Origin of the sequence: Bradyrhizobium sp. B025 (genome assembly GCF_042257955.1) — a bacterium.
Lineage (GTDB): Bacteria > Pseudomonadota > Alphaproteobacteria > Rhizobiales > Xanthobacteraceae > Bradyrhizobium > Bradyrhizobium diazoefficiens.
Genome location: NZ_CP170150.1, coordinates 351370 through 371955, shown reverse-complemented (window position 1 = coordinate 371955; position 20586 = coordinate 351370). Strand labels below are relative to the sequence as shown.

The following is a 20586-nucleotide window of genomic DNA, read 5'->3' as shown; positions in this document are numbered from 1 at the left end:
TTCCGTTAATTCCGTCCGGCGCCATTCATCGTGCTGAGCATCCGAAATCTCTCCAAGACGTTCTCCTCGGCCGCCGAACCGGTCCACGTGCTGCGCGGCGTCGACCTTGACCTCAAGGCCGGTGAACGCGTCGCGCTCACCGGCGAATCCGGCAGCGGCAAGAGCACGCTGCTGCACCTGATCGCGGGGCTCGATGCCGCCGATGGCGGCTCGATCCGGTTGGAAGACACCGAGGTCACCAAGCTGTCCGACGCGGGGCGCGCCAGCCTGCGGCGCGACCGGATCGGCCTCGTGTTCCAGCAGTACAACCTGATCCCGAGCCTGTCGGTTGCCGACAATCTGGCCTTCCAGGCGCGGATCGCCGGCCGGCACGACGCGGCCTGGTCCAGTGAACTGGTCGAACGGCTCGGGCTCGGCGCCCTCCTGAAGCGCTATCCCGAGCAATTGTCCGGCGGCCAGCAGCAGCGGGTCGCGATCGGCCGGGCGCTGGCGACAAGACCCTCGCTGCTGCTCGCGGACGAGCCGACCGGAAATCTGGATGAAGCGACCGCCGAGGACGTGCTGGCGCTGACGCGCGACCTCGTCACGCGCACCGGCTGCGGATTCCTGATGGTGACGCACAGCCTGCATCTGGCCGGCACGCTCGACCGCCACCTCACTTTGCATGCGGGGCGAATCGCATGAGGCGCGCGCTGTGGGTCCTCGCGGTGCTCCTGAGCCATTGGCGGCGGCACAGGATGCAGTTCGCGACACTTCTGATCGGGCTGATCGCCGCGACTGCGCTGTGGAGCGGCGTGCAGGCGATCAACCAGCAGGCCCGCAATGCCTATGACCGCGCCGCGGCGACGTTCGGCGGCGTGCGGACGCCGATGCTGGTCACACCCAATGCGGCGACCTTTCCGCAAGACCTGTTCGTCAGGCTCCGCCGCGCAGGCTGGCCGGTCTCGCCGGTGCTGGAGGGCCGCGTCCAGATCAACGGGCGCTCGGTGCGGCTGCTCGGCATCGAGCCGGTGACGCTGCCGGTGGATGTCGGCAACGCGCCACGCCTTGGTGCCGCGGACCTGACGAGCTTCGTCGCGCCGCCCGGCCGGACGCTGGTGGCGAAAGAGACGCTGAACGACTTGCAGGAGCAGGAGGGCGCGGCGCCGCCGATCAGCAGCGGCGCAACACTGCCGCCGCTGCACGTGCAGCCGCAGCTCGTGCCCGACGTGCTGGTGGTCGATATCGGCGTGGCGCAGAAGCTCCTGAACAAGCCGGACCAAGTCTCGCGATTGCTGATCGGCAAGCCGAAGGGCAGGCCGGCGCCGCTGGCGAGCGTCGTCGGCGACCGGCTGCAACGGGTCGAGCCGAATGCGGAGACGGAGCTGGAGCGTCTCACCGACAGTTTCCATCTCAACCTCACCGCCTTCGGCCTGTTGTCGTTCTTCGTCGGCCTGTTCATCGTCAATTCGGCCGTGGGTCTTGCCTTCGAGCAGCGCCTGCCGATGCTGCGCACGTTGCGGGCCTGCGGCGCCTCGGCACGCCTCGTCAACACGGTGCTGGTGGTCGAGCTGGTGGCGCTGGCGCTGGTCGCCGGACTGATCGGGCTCGTCTGCGGCTATTTCATCGCGGCAGCGCTGTTGCCCGACGTCGCGGCGTCGCTGCGCGGGCTCTATGGCGCGCAGATCCCGGGGCAACTCAGCTTGCAGCCCGAATGGTGGCTCACCGGCATCGGCATCAGCGTTGCCGGCGCGCTCGTTGCGGCGGCGACCAGCCTGATCAAGGCGATCAGGATGCCGGTGCTGGCGACCGCGCAGCCGTACGCCTGGCAGCAGAGGCAGCGCCGCTGGCTGATCCTGCAAAGCATTGCGGCGTGCATGGTGTTCGCGGTCGCGCTGCTGCTGCTTCACTATGGCGAATCGCTGATCGCAGGCTTCGGCGTGCTGGCGGCGCTGATGCTGGGCGCGGCACTGATCCTGCCGGCCTTCCTCGACATCATTCTGCTCATAGGCCAGCGCGCAGCGCGAGGACCGCTCGCGCTGTGGTTCTGGGCGGACAGCCGGCAGCAGCTCTCCGGGCTGTCGCTGGCACTGATGGCGCTGCTGCTCGCGCTCGCCGTCAATGTCGGCGTCTCCACCATGGTGGAAACCTTCAGCCGCACTTTCGTCGGCTGGCTCAACGGGCGGCTCGCGGCCGACGTCTACATCAGCGCTTCCGACAATGCGCAAGGCGTCGCGATCCGGAACTGGCTGAAGGAGCGCAGCGAAGTCCAGGCGATCCTGTCGGGCGGCCGCGTCGAGACGCAAGTCCAGGGCCAGCCGGTGGAGCTGTTCGGCCTGCCCGATCACGCACTCTATCGCGAGCGCTGGCCGCTGCTGGAGACTGCGCCACGCGCCTGGACCCAGCTGGTGCCGGGCAATGCCGCCTTCATCAGCGAGCAATTGAGCCGCCGCCTGAACGTCCGCGTCGGCGACGTCGTCGAGGTGCCGGCGCCGGGCGGGACCTGGGAGCTCGACATCGTCGGCATCTATGCCGATTACGGCAATCCCAAGGGACAGCTGGCCGTGAATGTCGCGGCGCTGATCCGTCACTTTCCGCAGACGCCACAGACGCGGATCGGCCTCATCGTCGCGCGGGACAAGATTCCGGACTTGATCGCGGCCTTGCAGAAGCGGTTTGCACTCGACGACCGCAGCGTCGCCGACCAGGCGACGGTGAAGGCGGAATCGATCCGCATCTTCAACCGCACCTTTGCGGTGACATCGGCGCTGAACGCTTTCACGCTCGGTGTCGCCGGCATCGCGCTGCTGACCAGCCTTTTGACGCTGGCCAACTCCCGCCTGCCGCAGCTCGCACCGCTGTGGGCGATCGGCATCACGCGGCCGCGCCTCGCCGCGATCGAATTGACCAAGACGCTGTCGGTGGCGCTGTTCACCTCGCTGCTGGCCGTGCCGCTCGGGCTGCTGGTGGCGTGGTGCCTGATTGCGATCGTCAACGTGAAAGCGTTCGGCTGGCGGCTGCCGTTCCATGTGTTTCCGCTGCAACTCGTCGAGCTGGTCGCGGTCGCGCTGGTCGCCTCGCTGCTCGCCGCGCTGCTGCCGGTCGCACGGCTGGCGCGGATGCAGCCGGCGAACCTCGTCAAGGTGTTTGCCAATGAGCGCTGACAAAATCTCGCGGCGCGCGTTTGCCGGCGGCATTGCCACGCTCGCCCTTGCGCGCCACGCCGGCGCGCAAGGCTATGCCGGACTCGGCGAGACGGCCGACGGTTTTGCGAAGGTGACGCCGGGAAAGGCGTTCGCCTTCCCCGCCGATCACGGGCCGCATCCGGAATTTCGCATCGAGTGGTGGTATCTCACCGCGAACCTCGTCGACAGCAGCGGCGCGGCTTGCGGCCTGCAATGGACGCTGTTCCGTCAGGCGGCGCAGCCGGGACCGCAAGGCGAAGGCTGGGCCAATCAGCAAATCTGGATGGCGCATGCCGCGGTGACGCGTGCCGACACCCATCGCTTCAGCGAGCTGTTTTCGCGCGGCGGGATCGGGCAGGCCGACGTCGAAGCGAAGCCCTTCACGGCGTGGATCGACGATTGGGAGATGAAGAGTCTTGAGCGCACCGACGATCGCGCTTTGGCGCCCCTGACGCTGAAGGCCTCCGGCACGGACTTCAGCTATGCGCTCACGTTGGAGGCCGATCGTGCGGTGGTGTTGCAGGGTGACGGCGGCTTCAGCCGCAAGTCGGAGCGCGGCCAGGCCTCCTACTATTACAGCCAGCCGTTCTACCGCGCGCGCGGCACGCTCACCATCGATGACAAGCCGGTCGATGTGTCGGGGCAGGCCTGGATGGACCGCGAGTGGAGCAGCCAGCCGCTCGACGCCGACCAGACCGGCTGGGACTGGCTGTCGCTGCATCTTGCATCCGGCGACAAGCTGATGCTGTACCGGCTGCGGCAGAAGGACGGCAAGGACTATCCGTTCGGCAACTGGATCACCGCCACCGGCAGCACGCAGATGATCTCGGGCAGCGACATCCAGATGACGCCGAAGGCGACCGCCGAGGTCGCGGGGCGCAAGCTGCCGGTGGAGTGGCAAATCGCCATCCCCTCGCGCTCGTTCTCAATCCAATGCAAGCCGCTCAATCCAAAGGCCTGGATGGGGACCGGCTTCTCCTATTGGGAAGGGCCGATCAGCTTTGCCGGCACGCATGACGGTGTTGGCTATCTCGAGCTGACCGGGTATTGAAGCGCGACCTCTTCAAGGAAGCGAGCGATGTATCACCTCACCGCCCTCGTCACGCTGCTGGCGATTGCGTTTTATTTCTTCGCCACCATCAACGTCTCGCGCGCGCGAGCGAGGACGGGCATCAAGGTGCCGGCGACCTCAGGACACCCGGACTTCGAGCGCGCCTTCCGCATCCAGGTCAACACGCTGGAATGGATGCCTATCTTCCTGCCGTCGCTCTGGCTGTTCGCGATCTACATCAGCGACGCCGTCGCAGCCGGGATCGGCGCGCTCTGGATCGTCGGCCGCATCGTCTATTTCATCGGTTATTCGCAGGCCGCCGCAAAGCGCGGCCCGGGCTTTGCGATCCAGGCCATCGCAGCCATTGCGCTATGGGTAGGGGCGATCGGGGCGGTGGTGTCGCGGCTGGTATGAGGGATGAATTGCAAGCCGTCATTCCGGGGCGGCGCGCCAGCATCGAACCCGGAATCTCGAGATTCCGGGTTCGATGCTTCGCATCGCCCCGGAATGACGCTACGCCTCACTTCGTCAGCGGGCAGCCGCTGTCCTTGGCGGTGAAGAATGCCTTGTCGCCGGGGACGGTGGCGAGCAGCTTGTAGTAGTCCCAGGGCTTCTTCGACTCCGAGGGCTTCTTGACCTCGAACAGATACATGTCGTGGACCATGCGGCCGTTCTCGAGAACCTTGCCGCCTTGCGCGAAGTCGTCGTCGACCGGCAGCTCCTTCAGCTTCTTGGCGACGGCTTCCGGATCCTTGGTGCCGGCGGCCTTGACCGCCTTGAGATAGCTCAGCGTCGCCGAATAGGTGCCGGCATGGATCATGCTCGGCATCCGCCCGGTGCGCTTGAGGAAACGTTCGCCGAGATTGCGGGTGCGGTCGTTGAGATCCCAGTAATAGCCTTCTGTCAGCACCAGGCCTTGCGCGGCCTGCAAGCCGAGGCCGTTCACTTCGGCCAGCGTCATCAGGAGGCCCGCGAGCTTCTGACCACTGGCGACGATGCCGAACTCGGACGCCTGCTTGATCGAATTGGTGGTGTCGAGGCCGGCATTGGCAAGCCCGACGATCTTCGCCTTCGAGCTTTGCGCCTGGAGCAGGAAGGAGGAGAAGTCCGACGAATTGAGCGGCACGCGCACCGAGCCGACCACCTTGCCGCCGTTGGCGGTGACGATCTCGCTGGTGTCCTTCTCCAGCGCGTAGCCGAAGGCGTAGTCCGCGGTGAGGAAGAACCAGGTGTCGCCGCCGGCCTTGGTCAGCGCACCACCGGTGCCGACGCCGAGCGCGCGGGTGTCATAGGCCCAATGGAAGCCGTACGGCTGGCAGGCATCCCCGGTGAGGCGCGAGGTTGCGGCGCCCACGACGATGTCGATCTTCTTCTTTTCCTTGGAGAGCTCATGGATCGCGAGCGCGACCGAAGAGGTCGTCAGCTCCGTGATCATGTCGACGTTCTCGACGTCGTACCAGCGCCGCGCGATCGAGCTCGCCAGATCCGGCTTGTTCTGATGGTCGGCGGTGACGAGCTCGATCTTCTGGCCGAGCACCTCGCCGCCAAAATCTTCGATCGCCATCCTGGCCGCTTCGACCGACCATTTGCCGCCGTAGTCTGCATAGACGCCGGACTGGTCGTTGAGGATGCCGATCTTGACGCCTTGCGCGGAGGCCGGTGCTGCCAGCAGCAGGGCCGAGGTTGCGACGGCGGCCAAAAGGGCTGATTTCATGTGTTGGCTCCCAGCAGTGTTCTGTTTTGAAATCGCGCGGATACTAGTGAAGAACCCCGGGAATGCCCATCCATTGCGTGTTGGTCGTTAGTATGAAGGGCGGCACCACAAAAAACCGTCGTCCTGGACAAGCGCAGCGAAGCGGAGCGTAGATCCAGGACCCAATACCCCAGGGAGCAATTTGGCGAAGACCGGTGGTCGCAACCTGCTCGCGCCGCAACTTCTCCCTGGGGTAATGGGTCCTGGCTTTCGCCGGGACGACGCTGGAGAAACATCACATCGCGACCTTCGGCTTCCCGTCGTTCTTCCCCTCAGCCAGGTTGCGCACCACCACATAGAAGATCGGCGTGAACAGAAGCCCGAACAGGGTGACGCCGAGCATGCCGAAGAAGACGGCGACACCGACGGCCTGGCGCATTTCCGAACCGGAGCCCGTCGAGACCACCAGCGGCAGCACGCCGAGAATGAAGGCGAAGGAGGTCATCAGGATCGGCCGCAGACGCAGGCGGCAGGCGTCGATCACGGCCTCCAACCGCGGCTTGCCTTCGTTCTCGATGTCGCGCGCGAACTCGACGATCAGGATCGCGTTCTTCGCCGCCAGTCCCACCAGCACGACGAAGCCGATCTGGGTGAGGATGTTGACGTCCTGCCCCATGATGCGGACGCCGATGGTGGCCGCTAGCAGGCACATCGGCACGATCAGGATCACCGCGAACGGCAGGGTCCAGCTGCCATATTGCGCGGCGAGCACGAGATAGACGAACAGCACGCAGATCGGGAATACCAGCAGGCCCGCGTTGCCGCCGGTGACCTGCTGGTAAGAGAGATCCGTCCACTCGAAGGTGAAGCCGCTCGGCAGGGTGTCGTCGGCGAGCTTCTTGATGGCGTTGAGCGCGGTGGTCGAGCTCGTCCCAGGCGCCGGCTCGCCCTGGAGCTCGGACGCCGCGTAAAGATTGTAGCGCGCGACGCGGTCGGGCCCCGAGACATCCTTGAAGTCGACCACGCTGCCGAGCATCACCATGTCGCCGGAGGCGTTGCGCGTGCGCAGCCGCGCGAGATCGCTCGGCTCTTTGCGGAACGGGAAATCGGCCTGCGCGGTGACGTGGTAGGTGCGGCCGAACAGGTTGAAGTCGTTGACATAGGTCGATCCGAAATAGGTCTGGATCGTGTCGTTGATGTTGGCGATGGGTACACCGAGCTTCTGCGCCTTGGTGCGGTCGATGTCGACGAAGAGCTGCGGCGTGTTGGCTGAGAACGGCGAGAACACCGTCGGAGCGAGCAGCGAGGGCGATTTGCGGGCGGCGGCGACGAGCTCGTCGGTCGCGGATGCCAGCAGCTCGGGCCCTCGGCCCTGGCGGTCCTGGATGCGGATGGTGAAGCCGCCGCCCGTGCCGATGCCGGGCACGGCGGGTGGCGGAATCACGATGATGAAGGCGCCCGGGATCGCGGCGAGGCGCTTGCGCAGCTCGGCCGTGATGGCATTCGCGGTCAGGCCCTTCTTCAGCCGCACCTCGGGCTCATCGAACACAGGGAAGAGCGCCGCCGCATTGCCGGCCTGCGTTCGTGTCGCGCCCGAGAAGCCGGCGAAGGCGGCCACGCGGATAATGCCTGGCGTGTCCAGCGAGATCCGCTCGATCTCTCGGACAATCTCGGTGGTCCGCGCCAGCGATGCCGCACCCGGCAACTGCACTGAGATAATGACGTAGCCGCGGTCCTGCGCCGGGATGAAGCCCTGCGACGTCGTCCCGATCAGCCAGCCTGCGCTGCCGATTAGCACGACATAGATTAGCAGCATCACCACCGAGTGCCGGATCACGAAATTGGCAAGGCCGGCATAGCCATGCGCGAGACGGTCGAACGTGCGGTTGAAGACGCCGGTGAAGGCATTCCAGCCGCGCGCGACGACGTTCCAGCTCGCCGGCGGTCGCTTCTCCTCGTGCGGCGTCAGGATCTGCGAGGCCAGCGCCGGCGACAGCGTCAGCGAACAGAAGCAGGAGATCGCGGTCGCAACCGCAATGGTGACGGCGAACTGCTGGAAGAACTGCCCGGAGATGCCGCCAAGGAACGCAGTCGGCACGAACACGGCGCACAGTACCAGTGCGATCGAGACCAGCGCACCGCCGACCTCCTCCATGGTCTTGAGCGCGGCATCGCGCCGGCTCAGCCCGTGCTCGAGATGGCGTTCGACATTCTCGACCACCACGATGGCATCGTCGACGACGATGCCGACCGCGAGCACGAGGCCAAACAGAGTGAGATTGTTGATGGAAAAGCCGAGCGCCGCCATCACTGCGAAGGTACCGACCAGCGACACCGGGATCGCGATGATCGGAATGATCGCGGGCCGCCATCCCTGGAGGAACACCAGCACCACGATGACCACGAGCAGCATCGCCTCGTAAATGGTCTTGATCAGCTCGTGGACCGACTGCGCGATGAACTCGGTCGGGTTGTAGCCGATATTGTAGTCGAGGCCTTTCGGAAAACTCTCCTTGAGCTTCGTCATGGTGTCGGAGATGTGTTTGGCCGTCGCGAGCGCGTTCGATCCCGGTCGCTGCGTCACCAGCATCGCGACCGCCGACTTGCGCAACAGGAAGCTGTTGGTGGAATACGCCAGCGCCCCGAGCTCGATCCGGGCGACGTCGCGCAGCCGCACCGTGCGGCCGTCGGAGCCGGCCTTGATCAGGATGTCCTCGAACTGCTTCTGGTCCTTCAGGCGTCCGGTGAAGGTGAGGTTCGGCTGGAAGGCGCGATCGGCGATCGGCGGCTCGGCGATCTGTCCGCCCGCGATCTGCACGTTCTGGGCACGGATCGCCGCCAGCACCTCGGTCGAGGTCAGGCCGAGATTGGCGATCCGGTCGGGATCGAGCCACAGCCGCATCGAATAATCGCGCGCGCCGAAGATCTGGATGTCGCCGACGCCGTCGATGCGAAGCAGCTGGTCGCGGACCTGCAGCAGCGCGTAGTTGGAGATGTAGAGCTGGTCGAAGCTGTCGTCGGGCGACAGCATGAACACGACCATCAGGATGTCGGGCGAGTTCTTGCGGGTGACGACGCCGTTGCGCTGCACCTCGTCCGGCAGTTGCGGCTGCGCGATCGCGACGCGGTTCTGCACCAGCACCTGTGCCTTGTCGAGGTCGGTGCCGAGCTTGAAGGTGACGGTGATCGTCAATTGCCCGTTCGAGGTCGCCTGGCTGTAGAGATACAGCATGTCCTCGACGCCGTTGATCTGCTGCTCGATCGGAGCGGCGACCGTGTCGGACACGGTCTGCGCGGAGGCGCCGGGATATTGCGTGGTGACGACGACGGTCGGCGGCACCACCTGCGGATATTCGGAGACCGGCAGCGTCGTATAGGCGAGCGCGCCGACGATCAGCAGCACGATCGACAGCACCATCGCCAGGATGGGCTGGTTGATGGAGAGGCGGCCAAGGTTCATGACTTGTCACCGGGCTTGCCGCCGGCCGGCGCGGGCGCGGGAGACGGAGCGACCTTGGCGCCGACGCGGGCGCGCTGGATCCCGTTGACGATGACGCGGTCGTCAGCCTTCAACCCTTCGCGGATCACGCGCAGGCCTTCGTCGATCGGCCCAAGCACCACGGGACGCGCTTCGACGGTGTCATCAGGCTTGACCACGAACACGATCTTGCGGGACTGGTCGGTCGCAACGGCGACATCCGGGATCAGCAGCGCCTCGTAGGGCGCGCTGCCGATCAGGCGGACGCGGCCGAACTGGCCGGGCAGGATCGACAGATTGGTGTTCTTGATCACGGCGCGGCTGCGCAGGGTCCCGGTGGAGACATCGAGGCGGTTGTCGAGGAAGTTGATGGTGCCCTCATGCGAGGGCTTGGTCTCGCCGGCCAGCGTCACCTGCACCGGGTTCGCCGTATCGCGCGAGCTCGGGCGCTTACCTTCGAACCAGAGCTTGCTGTATTTGATGAACGTCGTCTCATCCATGTCGAAATAGACGTAGATCGGATCCAGCGCGACGATCGAGGTGAGCAGCGTCGAAGTGCCGGTATCGCTGCCCTGCACGAGATTGCCGGGGCTGACGAGATGGCGGCTGACGCGGCCCGTGAGGGGCGCGGTCACATGGGTGAATTCGATGTTGAGCTTGGCGGCCTTGAGCGCGCCTTCGGCCTGCACTTCCGCCGCGTGCGCGGCCTGCAAGGCCTGGCGGCGCTGATCGACGACCTGCTCGGAGACGGCGCTGGTCTGCACCAGGTTGAGGCCGCGATCGAGCTCGCGCTTGGCAAGCTCCACCTTGGCGCGCGCATCGGAGAGCTGACCGTCCGCCTGCTCCGCCACCGCCTCGAACGGGCGCGGGTCGATGACGTAGAGCAGATCGCCCTGGTGCACGATGGCGCCGTCCTGGAACTCGACGGAATTGACGAAGCCGCCGACACGGGGGCGCACCTGCACCTCCTCCACGGCCTCAAAGCGGCCGGTGAATTCGTCCCAATCGGTGACGGTGCGCTTGACCGGCTGGGCGACCGTCACCGGCGGAGGTGGCGGGGCCGCGGCCTGCGAGGTCGGCTGTCCGCAACCGGTGAGCGCAAACGCTGCGGCGAGAAGGCCGGCGATGGCGTAAGGCCGCGGCCGAACGAAATCGTGCGTTTTGACAAGTTGCTCGCTTCCATCCGGTCCGCTCATCCAAGGTCCTCGCATAAAAGCCGCAGAAAACGCAGGGTACTCGCCTACCCGCGGGGGACACAAGATGGGCTGCCATAATGAAATCTTCAAGACGATGGCTCGCGCAACGCTCGGCGAGAGGACCTAGCCTGATGATGGGTTGACAGGGAGGGAGATGGCGCTCCTTCGCCTCTCCCAGCTTGCGGGGAGAGGCCGAATCGCATCGCAAGTTGCGATCCGGGTGAGGGGGAGTCTCCGCGAGTCCAACTGTCACCTCCCTTGCGGAGAGCCCCCCTCACCCCAACCCTCTCCCCGCAGGCGGGGAGAGGGAGAAGAGTAGCCAGCGTCTTCGCGCATGACGGGCGGGGCAGGCTCGGCTAGATTACCTCTACAAGAACAAGACGAATTGTCCGGGAGGACAGACGTGCACCAGGGACGTGTCGTTTACGGCGCGATCGAGGAGGTCGTCTTCGGCCATCCTGCGGCAGGCGCCATCGTCGCGCAGATGGACCGGCTGGGGACGCGCCGTGCCTTCCTGATGGTCTCCGGCACGCTGAACCGGCAGACCGACGAAATCGAGAAGATCAGACAGGCGCTCGGCGCACGCTGTGCGGGCGTGTTCGACGCCATGCCGGCGCACACGCCGCGCGAGGCGGTGATCGCCGCCGCCAATGCGGCCCGCGAGGTGGGCGCCGACCTGATCGTCACGGTCGGCGGCGGCTCGATCACCGACGGCGCCAAGGCGGTGCAGCTCTGCCTTGCCAACGGCATCGACGATGTCGACGGCATCGAGCGCATCCGCGTGCACAAGGGCGTCGCGCCGGAGATGAACGCACCGACCGTACGACAGATCAGCGTGCCGACGACCATTGCCGGCGGCGAGTTCAGCGCGATCGCGGGCGTGACCGACCGCAGCACGCATGTGAAACAGATGCTGCGGCATCCGCTCACGGTGCCGCGCGCGACCATCCTCGATCCCGCCATCACCGTGCACACGCCGGAATGGCTGTTCCTGTCCACCGGCATCCGCGCCGTGGACCATTGCGTCGAGGCGATCTGCTCGCGCGAGACGCACCCTTATGCCGACGCGCAATCGGTCAAGGGCCTCGCCATGCTCGCCGACGCGCTGCCGCGGGTGAAGGCCGATCCTGCCGACCTCGACGCGCGGATGGATGCGCAGATCGGCACCTGGCTGTCGATGGGCGCGCTTGCGGCCGGCGTGCCGATGGGCGCGAGCCATGGCATCGGCTACGTGCTGGGTGCGGCCTTCGACGTGCCGCATGGCTACACCTCCTGCATCATGCTGCCGGCGGTAATGCGCTGGAATGCGCGCGACAATGCCGAGCGCCAGATGATCGTGGCCGCCGCCATGGGCTTTCCCGGCCACAACGCCGCCGACGTGCTGGACGCCTTCATCCGCTCGCTCGGCATGCCGCGCAGCCTCGCGGAGGTGCACGTGTCGCCCGAGCATTTCGACGCCATCGCCGAGCAGGCGATGCGCACGCCCTGGGTACCGCGCAACCCGCGCAGGATCGACGGCCCCGCGCAGTTGCGCGAAATCCTGCTTCTCGCCGCATAATCTCAAGCCGGAGGATCGATGTACACTGGTCTCCATGCCCGCCTGCGCCCGCTCCAGCCCGCCTTCATCATGGCGGCGACCGGCGAGACCGTCACCTATCGTGAGCTCGAGGCGCGCAGCAACCGCCTGGCGCACCTGTTCCGCAAGCACGGTTTGAAGCGGCTCGATCACTATTCGATCTTCATGGAGAACAATTCGCGCTATCTCGAGGCCTGCGGCGCCGGTGAGCGGTCCGGGCTGTACTACACCTGCATCAACTCCTTCCTCACGCCCGGCGAGCTCGCCTATCTCCTGGTCAACAGCCAGTCCAAAATCCTGATCACCTCCGTGGCGAAGCTCGACATCGCGCGCGAGGCGATCCAGGCCTGCCCCGACATCAGGCTCTGTGTCGTCGCCGACGGTCCCGGCGAGAGTGACCGCATCGTCGGACTTGCCGAAGTGACCGCCGGTCTGCCGAAGACCCCGATTGCGGATGAGTGGCTCGGCACCGCGATGCTCTATTCATCCGGCACGACAGGGCGGCCGAAGGGCATCCTGCGGCCGCTGCCGGAGGAGCCGCCGAAACACAATCTGCCGCTGTTCGATTTCCTGACGAAGCTCTGGCACTACCGCGAGGGCATGGTCTATCTGTCGCCGGCGCCGCTCTATCACTCCGCGCCGCAAGCCGCCGTGAACCTCACGATCCGCATGGGCGGCACCGTTATCATCATGGAGAGCTTCGATCCGGAACGCTATCTCCAGCTCGTCGAGCGATGGGGCATCACACACACCCAGCTGGTGCCGACGATGTTCTCGCGCATGCTGAAGCTGCCGGAAGAGGTGCGAAAGCGCTACGACCTGTCTTCGCTCGAGATCGCGATCCATGCTGCGGCGCCCTGCCCGGCCCTCGTCAAGGACGACATCATCAAATGGTGGGGGCCGATCATCCACGAATATTACGGCGCGACCGAAGGCCTCGGCTTCACCGCCTGCAACAGCGAGGAGTGGCTTAGCCATCGCGGCACCGTCGGCAAGGTGCTGCTGGGCGACCTCCACATTCTCGATGAGAACATGCGGGAATGCCCGACCGGCACGCCGGGCCAGGTGTGGTTCAAGACCGCATCGCCGTTCGAATATTTCAACGATCCGGAGAAGACGAAAGAGGCGCGCTCGGCCGACGGCAGCATGAGCACGGTCGGCGACGTCGGCTATGTCGATGCCGACCGCTTCCTCTACCTCACCGACCGCGCGACCTTCATGATCATCTCGGGCGGCGTGAACATCTATCCGCAGGAATGCGAAAATCTGCTGATCACGCACCCGAAGGTTGCGGACGCCGCCGTGTTCGGCGTGCCCAATCCCGATCTCGGCGAAGAGGTGAAGGCGGTGGTGCAGCCGATGCCGGGCGTGGTGCCGGGCGAGGCGCTTGCCGAGGAGCTGATCGCCTTCTGCGGCCAATCGCTGTCGCGGCAGAAGGTGCCGCGCTCGGTCGATTTCGAGAAGGAATTGCCGCGGCTGCCGACGGGGAAGCTGTACAAGCGGCTGCTGCGCGACCGTTACTGGGGGAACAAGTCGTCGCGGATTGTGTGAGCGGTTTTGGGCAATCCTGCGCCACACATTCAGTGTCGTCCTGGCGAAGGCCAGGACCCATACCGCGTGATCTCGCGATTGTTGTAGGTCGCAATACCGGACGACGATCTTCGCCAAACACCTCCCTGGGGTAATGGGTCCTGGCTTTCGCCAGGACGACGCCGGGGGAACTCTTTCATTGTGAAAGAGTGAGACCTGCGGCCTTCCGTCATCCGAATTGTCGAGAGCGCCGCCACCCTTGCCGGTTGCCTCGCTGCGCGCGCGTCGCTATCGTCGCTTCAACAGGCCGCAAAAGGCTGTTGTCCAGGGAGGACGAGGATGCGGAGCGTGCGGGCGCTTGCCGCGACGGCGGCGCTATCTTTGCTGGCGTTTTCGACCATCGCATTGGCCGGCGGGCCCAAGCAGGGCGGAATCCTGCGGATGTATCACCGCGACAGCCCCGGCAATGCCTCGATCCATGAAGGCGCGACCTACTCGCTCAACGTTCCCTTCATGCCTGTGTTCAACAACCTCGTCATCTACAAGCAGGACGTGGCGCAGAACAGCATGGACACCATCGTCCCCGAGCTCGCGGAGAGCTGGGCCTGGGTGAACGACAACAAGACACTGACCTTCAAGCTGCGCCCGGGCGTCAAATGGCACGACGGCAAGCCGTTCACCTCTGCGGACGTCAAATGCACCTTCGACATGCTGATGGGCAAATCGCAGCAGAAGTTCCGGCAGAACCCGCGCAAGACCTGGTACGACCAGGTCAACGACATCTCGACCAACGGCGATCTCGAGGTCTCCTTCAACCTGAAGCGGCCGCAGCCTTCGCTGCTGGCGCTGCTCGCCTCGGGCTATACGCCGGTCTATCCCTGCCATGTCTCGCCCGGCGACATGCGTACGCACCCGATCGGCACCGGGCCGTTCAAGTTCGTCGAGTTCAAGGCCAATGAATCGATCAAGCTGACCCGCAATCCCGACTATTGGCGCGAGGGCCGGCCCTATCTCGACGGCATCGAGCTCACCATCATTCCGAACCGCTCGACCGCCATCCTCGCCTTCGTCGCCGGCAAGTTCGACATGACCTTCCCGACGGAGGTGAGCATTCCGCTGCTCAAGGACGTGAAATCCCAGGCGCCGAACGCGGTCTGCGTGGTCGAGCCCAACAATGTCGCGACAAACATCATCGTCAACTCCTCCTCGCCGCCGTTCGACAACATCGACATCCGCCGCGCCATGGCGCTGGCGCTCGACCGCAAGGCCTTCATCTCGATCATGTTCGAGGGCCAGGGCGATGTCGGCGGCACCATGCTGCCGCAGCCGAACGGGCTGTGGGGCATGCCGAAGGAGATGCTCGAGACCATTCCGGGCTATGGCCCCGATGTGAACGCCAACCGCGAGGAAGCCAAGAAGCTGATGCAGAAGGCCGGCTACGGCCCGGACAAGCACCTCGCCGTCAAGATCTCCACCCGCAACATTCCGGTCTACCGCGATCCCGCGGTGATCCTGATCGACCAGCTCAAGAGCATCTATATCGACGGCGAGCTCGACGTGGTCGAGACCGCGAACTGGTTTCCGAAGATCGCGCGCAAGGACTACATGCTCGGGCTCAACCTGACCGGCAACGCAGTCGACGATCCCGACCAGTCGTTCTACGAGAACTATTCCTGCGGTTCCGAACGCAACTACACCAACTACTGCAACAAGGAGATCGAAAAGCTGTTCGACGTGCAGTCGCAGGAGACCGATATCGCCAAACGCAAGAAGCTCGTGTGGGACATCGACAAGAAGTTGCAGGAGGACGTCGCGCGCCCGATCATCTTCCACGCGCGCACCGGCAGCTGCTGGCAGCCCTATGTCAAGGGCGTGACCGTCATGTCGAACAGCTCCTATAATGGATACCGGTACGAAGACGTTTGGATGGACAAGTAGCGCGCTAACGGTTCGACGGGAGGGCGCGGGATGTTTGCCTATCTGGTGCGGCGCCTGTTCCTGATGCTCGTGACCCTGTTCGGGATCTCGGTCGTCATCTTCTTCCTGCTGCGCATCGTGCCCGGCAACATCGTCGACATCCTGTTCGCCGCGGCCGGCTATGTCGATCCCGCCGACAAGGCCAATCTGGAGAAGGAGCTCGGCATCGACCAGCCGCTGGTGGTGCAATATTGGCACTGGATCAGCGGCTTCCTGCGCGGCGATTTCGGCTACTCCTATGTCTCGGAGAAGCCGGCGCTTCAGGAGATCCTGCCGCGGATCCCGATCACGGCGCGGCTTGCCGGCCTGGCACTGCTGTTTTCGGCGTCGATCGGGATTCCCTTGGGCGTCATCAGCGCGGTGAAGCAGGGAACGCGGCTCGACTACGCGCTGCGCGTCGTCAGTCTTTCCGGCCTGTCGCTGCCGTCATTCTGGCTGGGGCTGCTGGTCCTCACGGCGTCGGTGGCGATGTTCGGCCAGATGCCGCTGTTCAATCCCAACCCCCAGAGTTTTGGGGAGGCGGTTGCAACCTATTGCATCCCGGCGATGGTGGTCGGATTCCGCAGTTCGGCACTGACCATGCGCATCACCCGCTCCTCGATGCTGGAGGTGCTGCGGCAGGATTACATCCGCACCGCGCGCGCCAAGGGCGCGTCCGACGCCGCGGTGAACTACCAGCATGCGCTGAAGAACGCGATCCTGCCCGTCATCACCGTGATCGGGATCGAGGCCGCGTTCCTGATCGGCGGCCTGATCGTCACCGAGACCGTGTTCAACATCCCCGGTGTCGCACGCTTCCTGGTCGAGGCGATCCGCTGGCGCGATTATCCGATCGTGCAGAACCTCGTGATGCTGATCGCCGTGGTGGTGGTCAGCGCGAATTTCATCGTCGACATGCTGTATGCGGTGTTCGACCCGCGTATCCGGTACACGGATTGATCTGATGACTATTGCTCACGCCGCGAGCGCGCTCCCCTTCACCTCTCCCCGCTTGCGGGGAGAGGTCGAATTTGCGCAAAGCGCAAATTCGGGTGAGGGGGAGTCTCCGCGGGTCCAATTCTCACCTCCCCCTTGGAGAGCCCCCCTCACCCCGACCCTCCCCCCGCAAGCGGGGAGAGGGGGAAGATAGAGCTCACATGGCTACGATCGACTATGATCTCGAACTCAGGCGCGCCGGCATGCATGCGACCGGGGGCTGGCGGCGTGTGCTGTTTCTGGCGCAGCGGCATGTGCTCGGCGCTGCGGGGCTCGTCATCATGACGGCGTTCGTGCTGACCGCAATCTTTGCCGATTTCATTGCACGCTATGACCCCCTGACGATCGACGCCGCCCGTGCGCTGGCCCGCCCAAGCCTGGCGCACTGGATGGGGACGGATTCCTTCGGCCGCGACGTCTTCAGCCGCATCATTCATGGCTCGCGCATCTCGCTTGCCGTCGGCATCGGCTCGACCGCGCTCGGCGGCACGATCGGCGTGATCGTCGGGCTGACGTCCGGTTATCTCTCCGGCTGGGTCGATCTGGTGTTCCAGCGTGTCTCCGACGTCCTCCAGGCGCTTCCATTGCTGGTCCTGGCGTTGATCATGACCGCCGCACTCGGTCCGTCCTTGCCGAACGTCATCATCGCCATTGCCATTCCGCTGATCCCGACCGTGTCGCGTGTTGTCCGCGCCAACACGCTGGCGCTGCGTGAGCTACCCTTTATCGAAGCTGCCAAGTCGATCGGCATGAGCGAGGTGCGCATCGCGCTCCGCCACGTGCTGCCGAACACGCTGGCGCCGCTGATCGTGCTGGCGACCGCCCAGCTCGGCTCGACGATCCTGACCGAAGCCTCGCTCTCCTTCCTCGGCCTCGGCATTCCCGAGCCTTATCCGTCCTGGGGCCGCATGCTGTCGGAATCCGCTGCCGAATATGCCCGCACCGCGCCGTGGCTGGTGATCTTCCCGGGGATCGCGATCAGCCTCGCCGTGTTCGGCGCCAACCTGTTCGGCGACGCCCTGCGTGACATCCTCGATCCCCGGCAGCGCGGCTGATGGCTGATAAATCCGATCTCGTGCTCGAAGTGAAGAACCTGAAGACGGTGTTCTTCACGAACTCCGGTCTCTTCAAGGCCGTCGATGATGTTTCCTTCACCGTCAGGCGCGGCGAGACGCTGGCGATCGTCGGCGAGTCCGGCTGCGGCAAGAGCGTCACCGCGCTGTCGCTGATGCGGCTGGTGCCCGATCCGCCCGGCCGCATCGTCGGCGGGTCGGTCTCGCTCGAAGGCACCGATTTGTTGACGCTGGACGAAGCGGAGATGCGCGCCGTCAGGGGCAACCGCATCTCCATGATCTTCCAGGAGCCGATGACGTCGCTCAATCCCGTCATGCGGATCGGCGACCAGATCGTCGAGGCCGTGCGGCTGCACCGGGTGATGTCGGCCAAAGAAGCCCGGAACATCGCAGTCGAGATGCTGCGGCTGGTACGGATTCCAGAGCCGGCACGGCGCGCGCGCGAATATCCGCACCAGTTGTCGGGCGGCATGCGTCAGCGCGCGATGATCGCGATGGCGCTGGCCTGCCGGCCGGCGCTGCTGATCGCGGACGAGCCGACCACCGCGCTGGATGTCACCATCCAGGCGCAGATCCTGGCGCTGATCCTCGACCTCCAGAAGGAGCTCGGCACCGGGCTCGTGCTCATCACGCATGATCTCGGCGTCGTCGCGCAGACCGCGCAGCGCGTGATCGTGATGTATGCGGGCAGGAAGGTCGAGGAAGCCAGCGTCGAGGCGTTGTTCGCCGATCCCAGACACCCCTATACGCGCGGGCTGATGGCCTCGATTCCGTCGGTGCCGGCGTCCGGCGCCGCGACGCAGGCGCGGCTCAACGAAATTCCCGGCACCGTGCCGTCGCTGGTGCGGCTGCCACAGGGCTGCGCCTTCGCGCCGCGCTGCAAGCTCGCGATCAAGCGCTGCGAGGAGTACCCGCCATTGCAGGATTGGGGCGGCGGCCATCTCGCCGCCTGCTGGCGCGCGGCTGACGTCGCGGAGGTCGCATGACCGAAGCGCTGCTCGAGGTCACCGACCTTAGGAAGCACTACCCGGTGCGCGCCGGCGTGTTGCGCCGGCAGGTCGGCACCGTGCACGCGGTGGACGGCGTCTCGTTCACGGTTGGTGTCGGCGAAACATTGGGGCTGGTCGGCGAGTCCGGCTGCGGCAAGTCGACGGTGGCGCGCAGCGTGCTGCGGCTGGTCGAACCGACCTCGGGCCAGATCCGTCTCGAGGGCGAGGACATCACGCATCTTTCCAAGGCGGCGCTGCGCCCGCACCGTCGCTCGATGCAGATCGTGTTCCAGGACCCCTTTGCCTCGCTCAATCCGCGCATGACCGCGGGCGACATTGTCGGAGAGCCGCTGGCCGTGCACGGGCTCGCGAGCGGCAAGGAGCTGGAAGCGCGGACTGCAAAGCTGTTCGAGCAGGTCGGCCTGCGGCCCGACCAGATGCGCAACTTTCCGCATCAATTCTCCGGCGGCCAGCGCCAGCGCATCTGCATCGCACGGGCGCTCGCGCTGGGGCCGCGCCTGATCGTCTGCGACGAGCCGGTCTCCGCGCTCGACGTCTCGATCCAGGCGCAGGTGATCAATCTGCTGATCGACCTGCAACGCCAGCACGGCTTCTCCTATCTCTTCATCGCGCACGACCTCGCCGTGGTCGCCCATATCAGCCACCGCGTCGCGGTGATGTATCTCGGCCGCATCGTCGAGATCGCCGCCAAGGACGAGCTGTTCAGGAACCCGCGCCATCCCTACACGCAGGCCCTGCTCGCCTCGGTGCCGATCGCCAACCCGCTCGCGAAGAAGCTCGCGCCGCTGGTCGACGGCGACGTGCCGAGCCCGGTCAATCCGCCATCCGGCTGCGCGTTTCACACGCGCTGCCGGTTCGCGATGGACCGGTGCAGGACGGAGCGGCCGGCGCTGTTAGATGCGGGCGACGGGCACCAGGTGGCGTGTTTGCTCAATGACGGGACTGGGCGGGGCCAATAGCAGCAGGCGCCAACGCCCGGATCACCGGCCAAGCCGCCAGCGCAGCAGCCAGGTGCTTGAGTGTGTGGCCCGAGACGATATGCCCTGTCGCTTCGAAAACGGCCTCGTCGCCGAGCTCGAAAAGCTTGGCCAGCACATAAAAGAAAATCACGCCGCCGAGCGGCACGCCAAGCGCACCAGGCCGGGGCCGTGTCAGGGCCAGTCCCACGGCCAACGCCATGCCGCCGAACTGCACGACCACCCATGGCGTGAGGTTCTCGCGTGCCACCCAGGCCGCGAGCAGGCCCGCAACCATCATCAGCACCAGCACCGCCTCGCCCGCGCGCACGCTGATGCGCTCGCTGGCCGCGATGCCCAGGAATCCTGCGAACGCCACCGCCATGCCGAGACGATCAGCCACGAGCCGTTGCGGCATGTCGGGGTCCAGATGATAGAAGCCCGAGCCTAAGCAAGTGAGGATCAGTCCCACAAAAAACCAGCTTGCTCCCACGGGTGCATCATGACGGGCGCGCAGCCGCTCCGAGCCCCAGACGCCCATCGCGAGGAAGGCGAGATTGCTCAGTACGTCGCCGGCATTGGGCACGCCGAGCCAGGAGCGGGCGTCGACGAAATGCGGGATGTGCCACGCGGCGGCGGGCAGTGTCGGCGCCAGCAGCGCCGCCAGTGCCAGAACGAAGAGCGCGCCGATCAGGCATTTTTCGCAAACTGTAGGTTCGGCGAACCGACGGGGCGTTGAGGGGAACGTGACATTGGGCTTTTGAGCGTGGTCATGTGCGCACAACATGGGAGCTCCGTATTTGAACAATGTTCAGTATTGGTAATCCACTAGTGAACATTGTTCAATATGAATCGCGCTATCGATGCAAATTTCTAACATCTATTTGAAATTATTTACGATTCCATA

15 protein-coding genes are annotated in these 20586 nt (G+C 65.3%); 11 read left to right on the top strand and 4 right to left on the bottom strand.

Going from position 1 to position 20586, the window contains the following annotated elements:
• The first annotated feature begins 30 nt into the window (after positions 1-30).
• Genes ACE10W_RS01635 through ACE10W_RS01620 form a run of 4 tightly spaced genes read left to right on the top strand, consistent with a single transcriptional unit; the run spans position 31 to position 4629 of the window.
• The gene (locus tag ACE10W_RS01635; protein WP_011083822.1) at positions 31-684 is read left to right on the top strand and encodes an ABC transporter ATP-binding protein; all 654 of its coding nucleotides are present in this window, start codon (positions 31-33) and stop codon (positions 682-684) included.
• Positions 681-3143: an FtsX-like permease family protein gene (locus tag ACE10W_RS01630; RefSeq protein WP_304550316.1), complete on the top strand. Its 2463-nt coding sequence runs from the start codon at positions 681-683 to the stop codon at positions 3141-3143. Before ACE10W_RS01635 ends, ACE10W_RS01630 begins: the two co-directional genes overlap by 4 nt.
• Positions 3133-4215 (top strand): lipocalin-like domain-containing protein, encoded by a 1083-nt coding sequence (locus ACE10W_RS01625; protein WP_304550315.1) that lies wholly within the window; start codon positions 3133-3135, stop codon positions 4213-4215. Before ACE10W_RS01630 ends, ACE10W_RS01625 begins: the two co-directional genes overlap by 11 nt.
• A gap of 27 nt (positions 4216-4242) precedes the next feature.
• Positions 4243-4629, top strand: coding sequence for an MAPEG family protein (locus ACE10W_RS01620; RefSeq protein ID WP_304550314.1), 387 nt, complete (start codon positions 4243-4245; stop codon positions 4627-4629).
• Between the two features lie 106 nt (positions 4630-4735).
• Here ACE10W_RS01620 and ACE10W_RS01615 read toward each other — a convergent pair whose 3' ends face one another.
• The 3 genes from ACE10W_RS01615 to ACE10W_RS01605 all read right to left on the bottom strand — a co-directional run bounded on the left by ACE10W_RS01615 (position 4736) and on the right by ACE10W_RS01605 (position 10582).
• Complete coding sequence (locus tag ACE10W_RS01615) at positions 4736-5929, bottom strand: ABC transporter substrate-binding protein (RefSeq protein WP_304550312.1); 1194 nt, start codon at positions 5927-5929, stop codon at positions 4736-4738.
• Between the two features lie 274 nt (positions 5930-6203).
• Positions 6204-9368, bottom strand: coding sequence for an efflux RND transporter permease subunit (locus ACE10W_RS01610; protein WP_304550310.1), 3165 nt, complete (start codon positions 9366-9368; stop codon positions 6204-6206).
• Positions 9365-10582: an efflux RND transporter periplasmic adaptor subunit gene (locus ACE10W_RS01605; RefSeq protein WP_161532959.1), complete on the bottom strand. Its 1218-nt coding sequence runs from the start codon at positions 10580-10582 to the stop codon at positions 9365-9367. Before ACE10W_RS01605 ends, ACE10W_RS01610 begins: the two co-directional genes overlap by 4 nt.
• A 403-nt stretch (positions 10583-10985) precedes the next feature.
• Here ACE10W_RS01605 and ACE10W_RS01600 point away from each other — a divergent pair, with 403 nt between their 5' ends.
• The 7 genes from ACE10W_RS01600 (at position 10986) to ACE10W_RS01570 (ending at position 19682) form a co-directional block, all read left to right on the top strand.
• Positions 10986-12140, top strand: a complete 1155-nt coding sequence (locus ACE10W_RS01600) for an iron-containing alcohol dehydrogenase (RefSeq protein WP_304550306.1) — start codon at positions 10986-10988, stop codon at positions 12138-12140.
• An 18-nt stretch (positions 12141-12158) separates the two neighbouring features.
• The gene (locus ACE10W_RS01595) at positions 12159-13709 is read left to right on the top strand and encodes an AMP-binding protein (protein WP_028172664.1); all 1551 of its coding nucleotides are present in this window, start codon (positions 12159-12161) and stop codon (positions 13707-13709) included.
• 318 nt (positions 13710-14027) lie between these two features.
• Positions 14028-15626: an ABC transporter substrate-binding protein gene (locus tag ACE10W_RS01590; protein WP_028172663.1), complete on the top strand. Its 1599-nt coding sequence runs from the start codon at positions 14028-14030 to the stop codon at positions 15624-15626.
• Positions 15627-15656: 30 nt separating this feature from the next.
• A complete protein-coding gene (locus ACE10W_RS01585; RefSeq protein WP_011083812.1) occupies positions 15657-16604 on the top strand; it encodes an ABC transporter permease in 948 nt (315 codons plus the stop codon).
• 197 nt (positions 16605-16801) lie between these two features.
• Positions 16802-17695, top strand: a complete 894-nt coding sequence (locus ACE10W_RS01580) for an ABC transporter permease (RefSeq protein ID WP_028172662.1) — start codon at positions 16802-16804, stop codon at positions 17693-17695.
• On the top strand, positions 17695-18699 hold the full coding sequence (locus tag ACE10W_RS01575; protein WP_304550301.1) for an ABC transporter ATP-binding protein: 1005 nt from the start codon (positions 17695-17697) through the stop codon (positions 18697-18699). Before ACE10W_RS01580 ends, ACE10W_RS01575 begins: the two co-directional genes overlap by 1 nt.
• The gene (locus tag ACE10W_RS01570) at positions 18696-19682 is read left to right on the top strand and encodes an ABC transporter ATP-binding protein (protein WP_304550298.1); all 987 of its coding nucleotides are present in this window, start codon (positions 18696-18698) and stop codon (positions 19680-19682) included. Before ACE10W_RS01575 ends, ACE10W_RS01570 begins: the two co-directional genes overlap by 4 nt.
• Here the strand turns inward: ACE10W_RS01570 and ACE10W_RS01565 are convergent.
• Positions 19654-20466: a hypothetical protein gene (locus ACE10W_RS01565; protein ID WP_304550296.1), complete on the bottom strand. Its 813-nt coding sequence runs from the start codon at positions 20464-20466 to the stop codon at positions 19654-19656. The genes ACE10W_RS01570 and ACE10W_RS01565 overlap by 29 nt on opposite strands.
• Between the last annotated feature and the right edge of the window lie 120 nt (positions 20467-20586).

What these genes read in the sequence shown, in the direction of transcription:
- ACE10W_RS01630 (WP_304550316.1), top strand. Translation starts at nt 681, where the DNA reads ATGAGGCGCGCGCTGTGGGTCCTCGCGGTGCTCCTGAGCCATTGGCGG.
- ACE10W_RS01625 (WP_304550315.1), top strand. Translation starts at nt 3,133, where the DNA reads ATGAGCGCTGACAAAATCTCGCGGCGCGCGTTTGCCGGCGGCATTGCC.
- ACE10W_RS01620 (WP_304550314.1), top strand. Translation starts at nt 4,243, where the DNA reads ATGTATCACCTCACCGCCCTCGTCACGCTGCTGGCGATTGCGTTTTAT.
- ACE10W_RS01615 (WP_304550312.1), bottom strand. Translation starts at nt 5,929, where the DNA reads ATGAAATCAGCCCTTTTGGCCGCCGTCGCAACCTCGGCCCTGCTGCTG.
- ACE10W_RS01610 (WP_304550310.1), bottom strand. Translation starts at nt 9,368, where the DNA reads ATGAACCTTGGCCGCCTCTCCATCAACCAGCCCATCCTGGCGATGGTG.
- ACE10W_RS01605 (WP_161532959.1), bottom strand. Translation starts at nt 10,582, where the DNA reads ATGAGCGGACCGGATGGAAGCGAGCAACTTGTCAAAACGCACGATTTC.
- ACE10W_RS01595 (WP_028172664.1), top strand. Translation starts at nt 12,159, where the DNA reads ATGTACACTGGTCTCCATGCCCGCCTGCGCCCGCTCCAGCCCGCCTTC.
- ACE10W_RS01590 (WP_028172663.1), top strand. Translation starts at nt 14,028, where the DNA reads ATGCGGAGCGTGCGGGCGCTTGCCGCGACGGCGGCGCTATCTTTGCTG.
- ACE10W_RS01585 (WP_011083812.1), top strand. Translation starts at nt 15,657, where the DNA reads ATGTTTGCCTATCTGGTGCGGCGCCTGTTCCTGATGCTCGTGACCCTG.
- ACE10W_RS01580 (WP_028172662.1), top strand. Translation starts at nt 16,802, where the DNA reads ATGGCTACGATCGACTATGATCTCGAACTCAGGCGCGCCGGCATGCAT.
- ACE10W_RS01575 (WP_304550301.1), top strand. Translation starts at nt 17,695, where the DNA reads ATGGCTGATAAATCCGATCTCGTGCTCGAAGTGAAGAACCTGAAGACG.
- ACE10W_RS01570 (WP_304550298.1), top strand. Translation starts at nt 18,696, where the DNA reads ATGACCGAAGCGCTGCTCGAGGTCACCGACCTTAGGAAGCACTACCCG.
- ACE10W_RS01565 (WP_304550296.1), bottom strand. Translation starts at nt 20,466, where the DNA reads ATGTTGTGCGCACATGACCACGCTCAAAAGCCCAATGTCACGTTCCCC.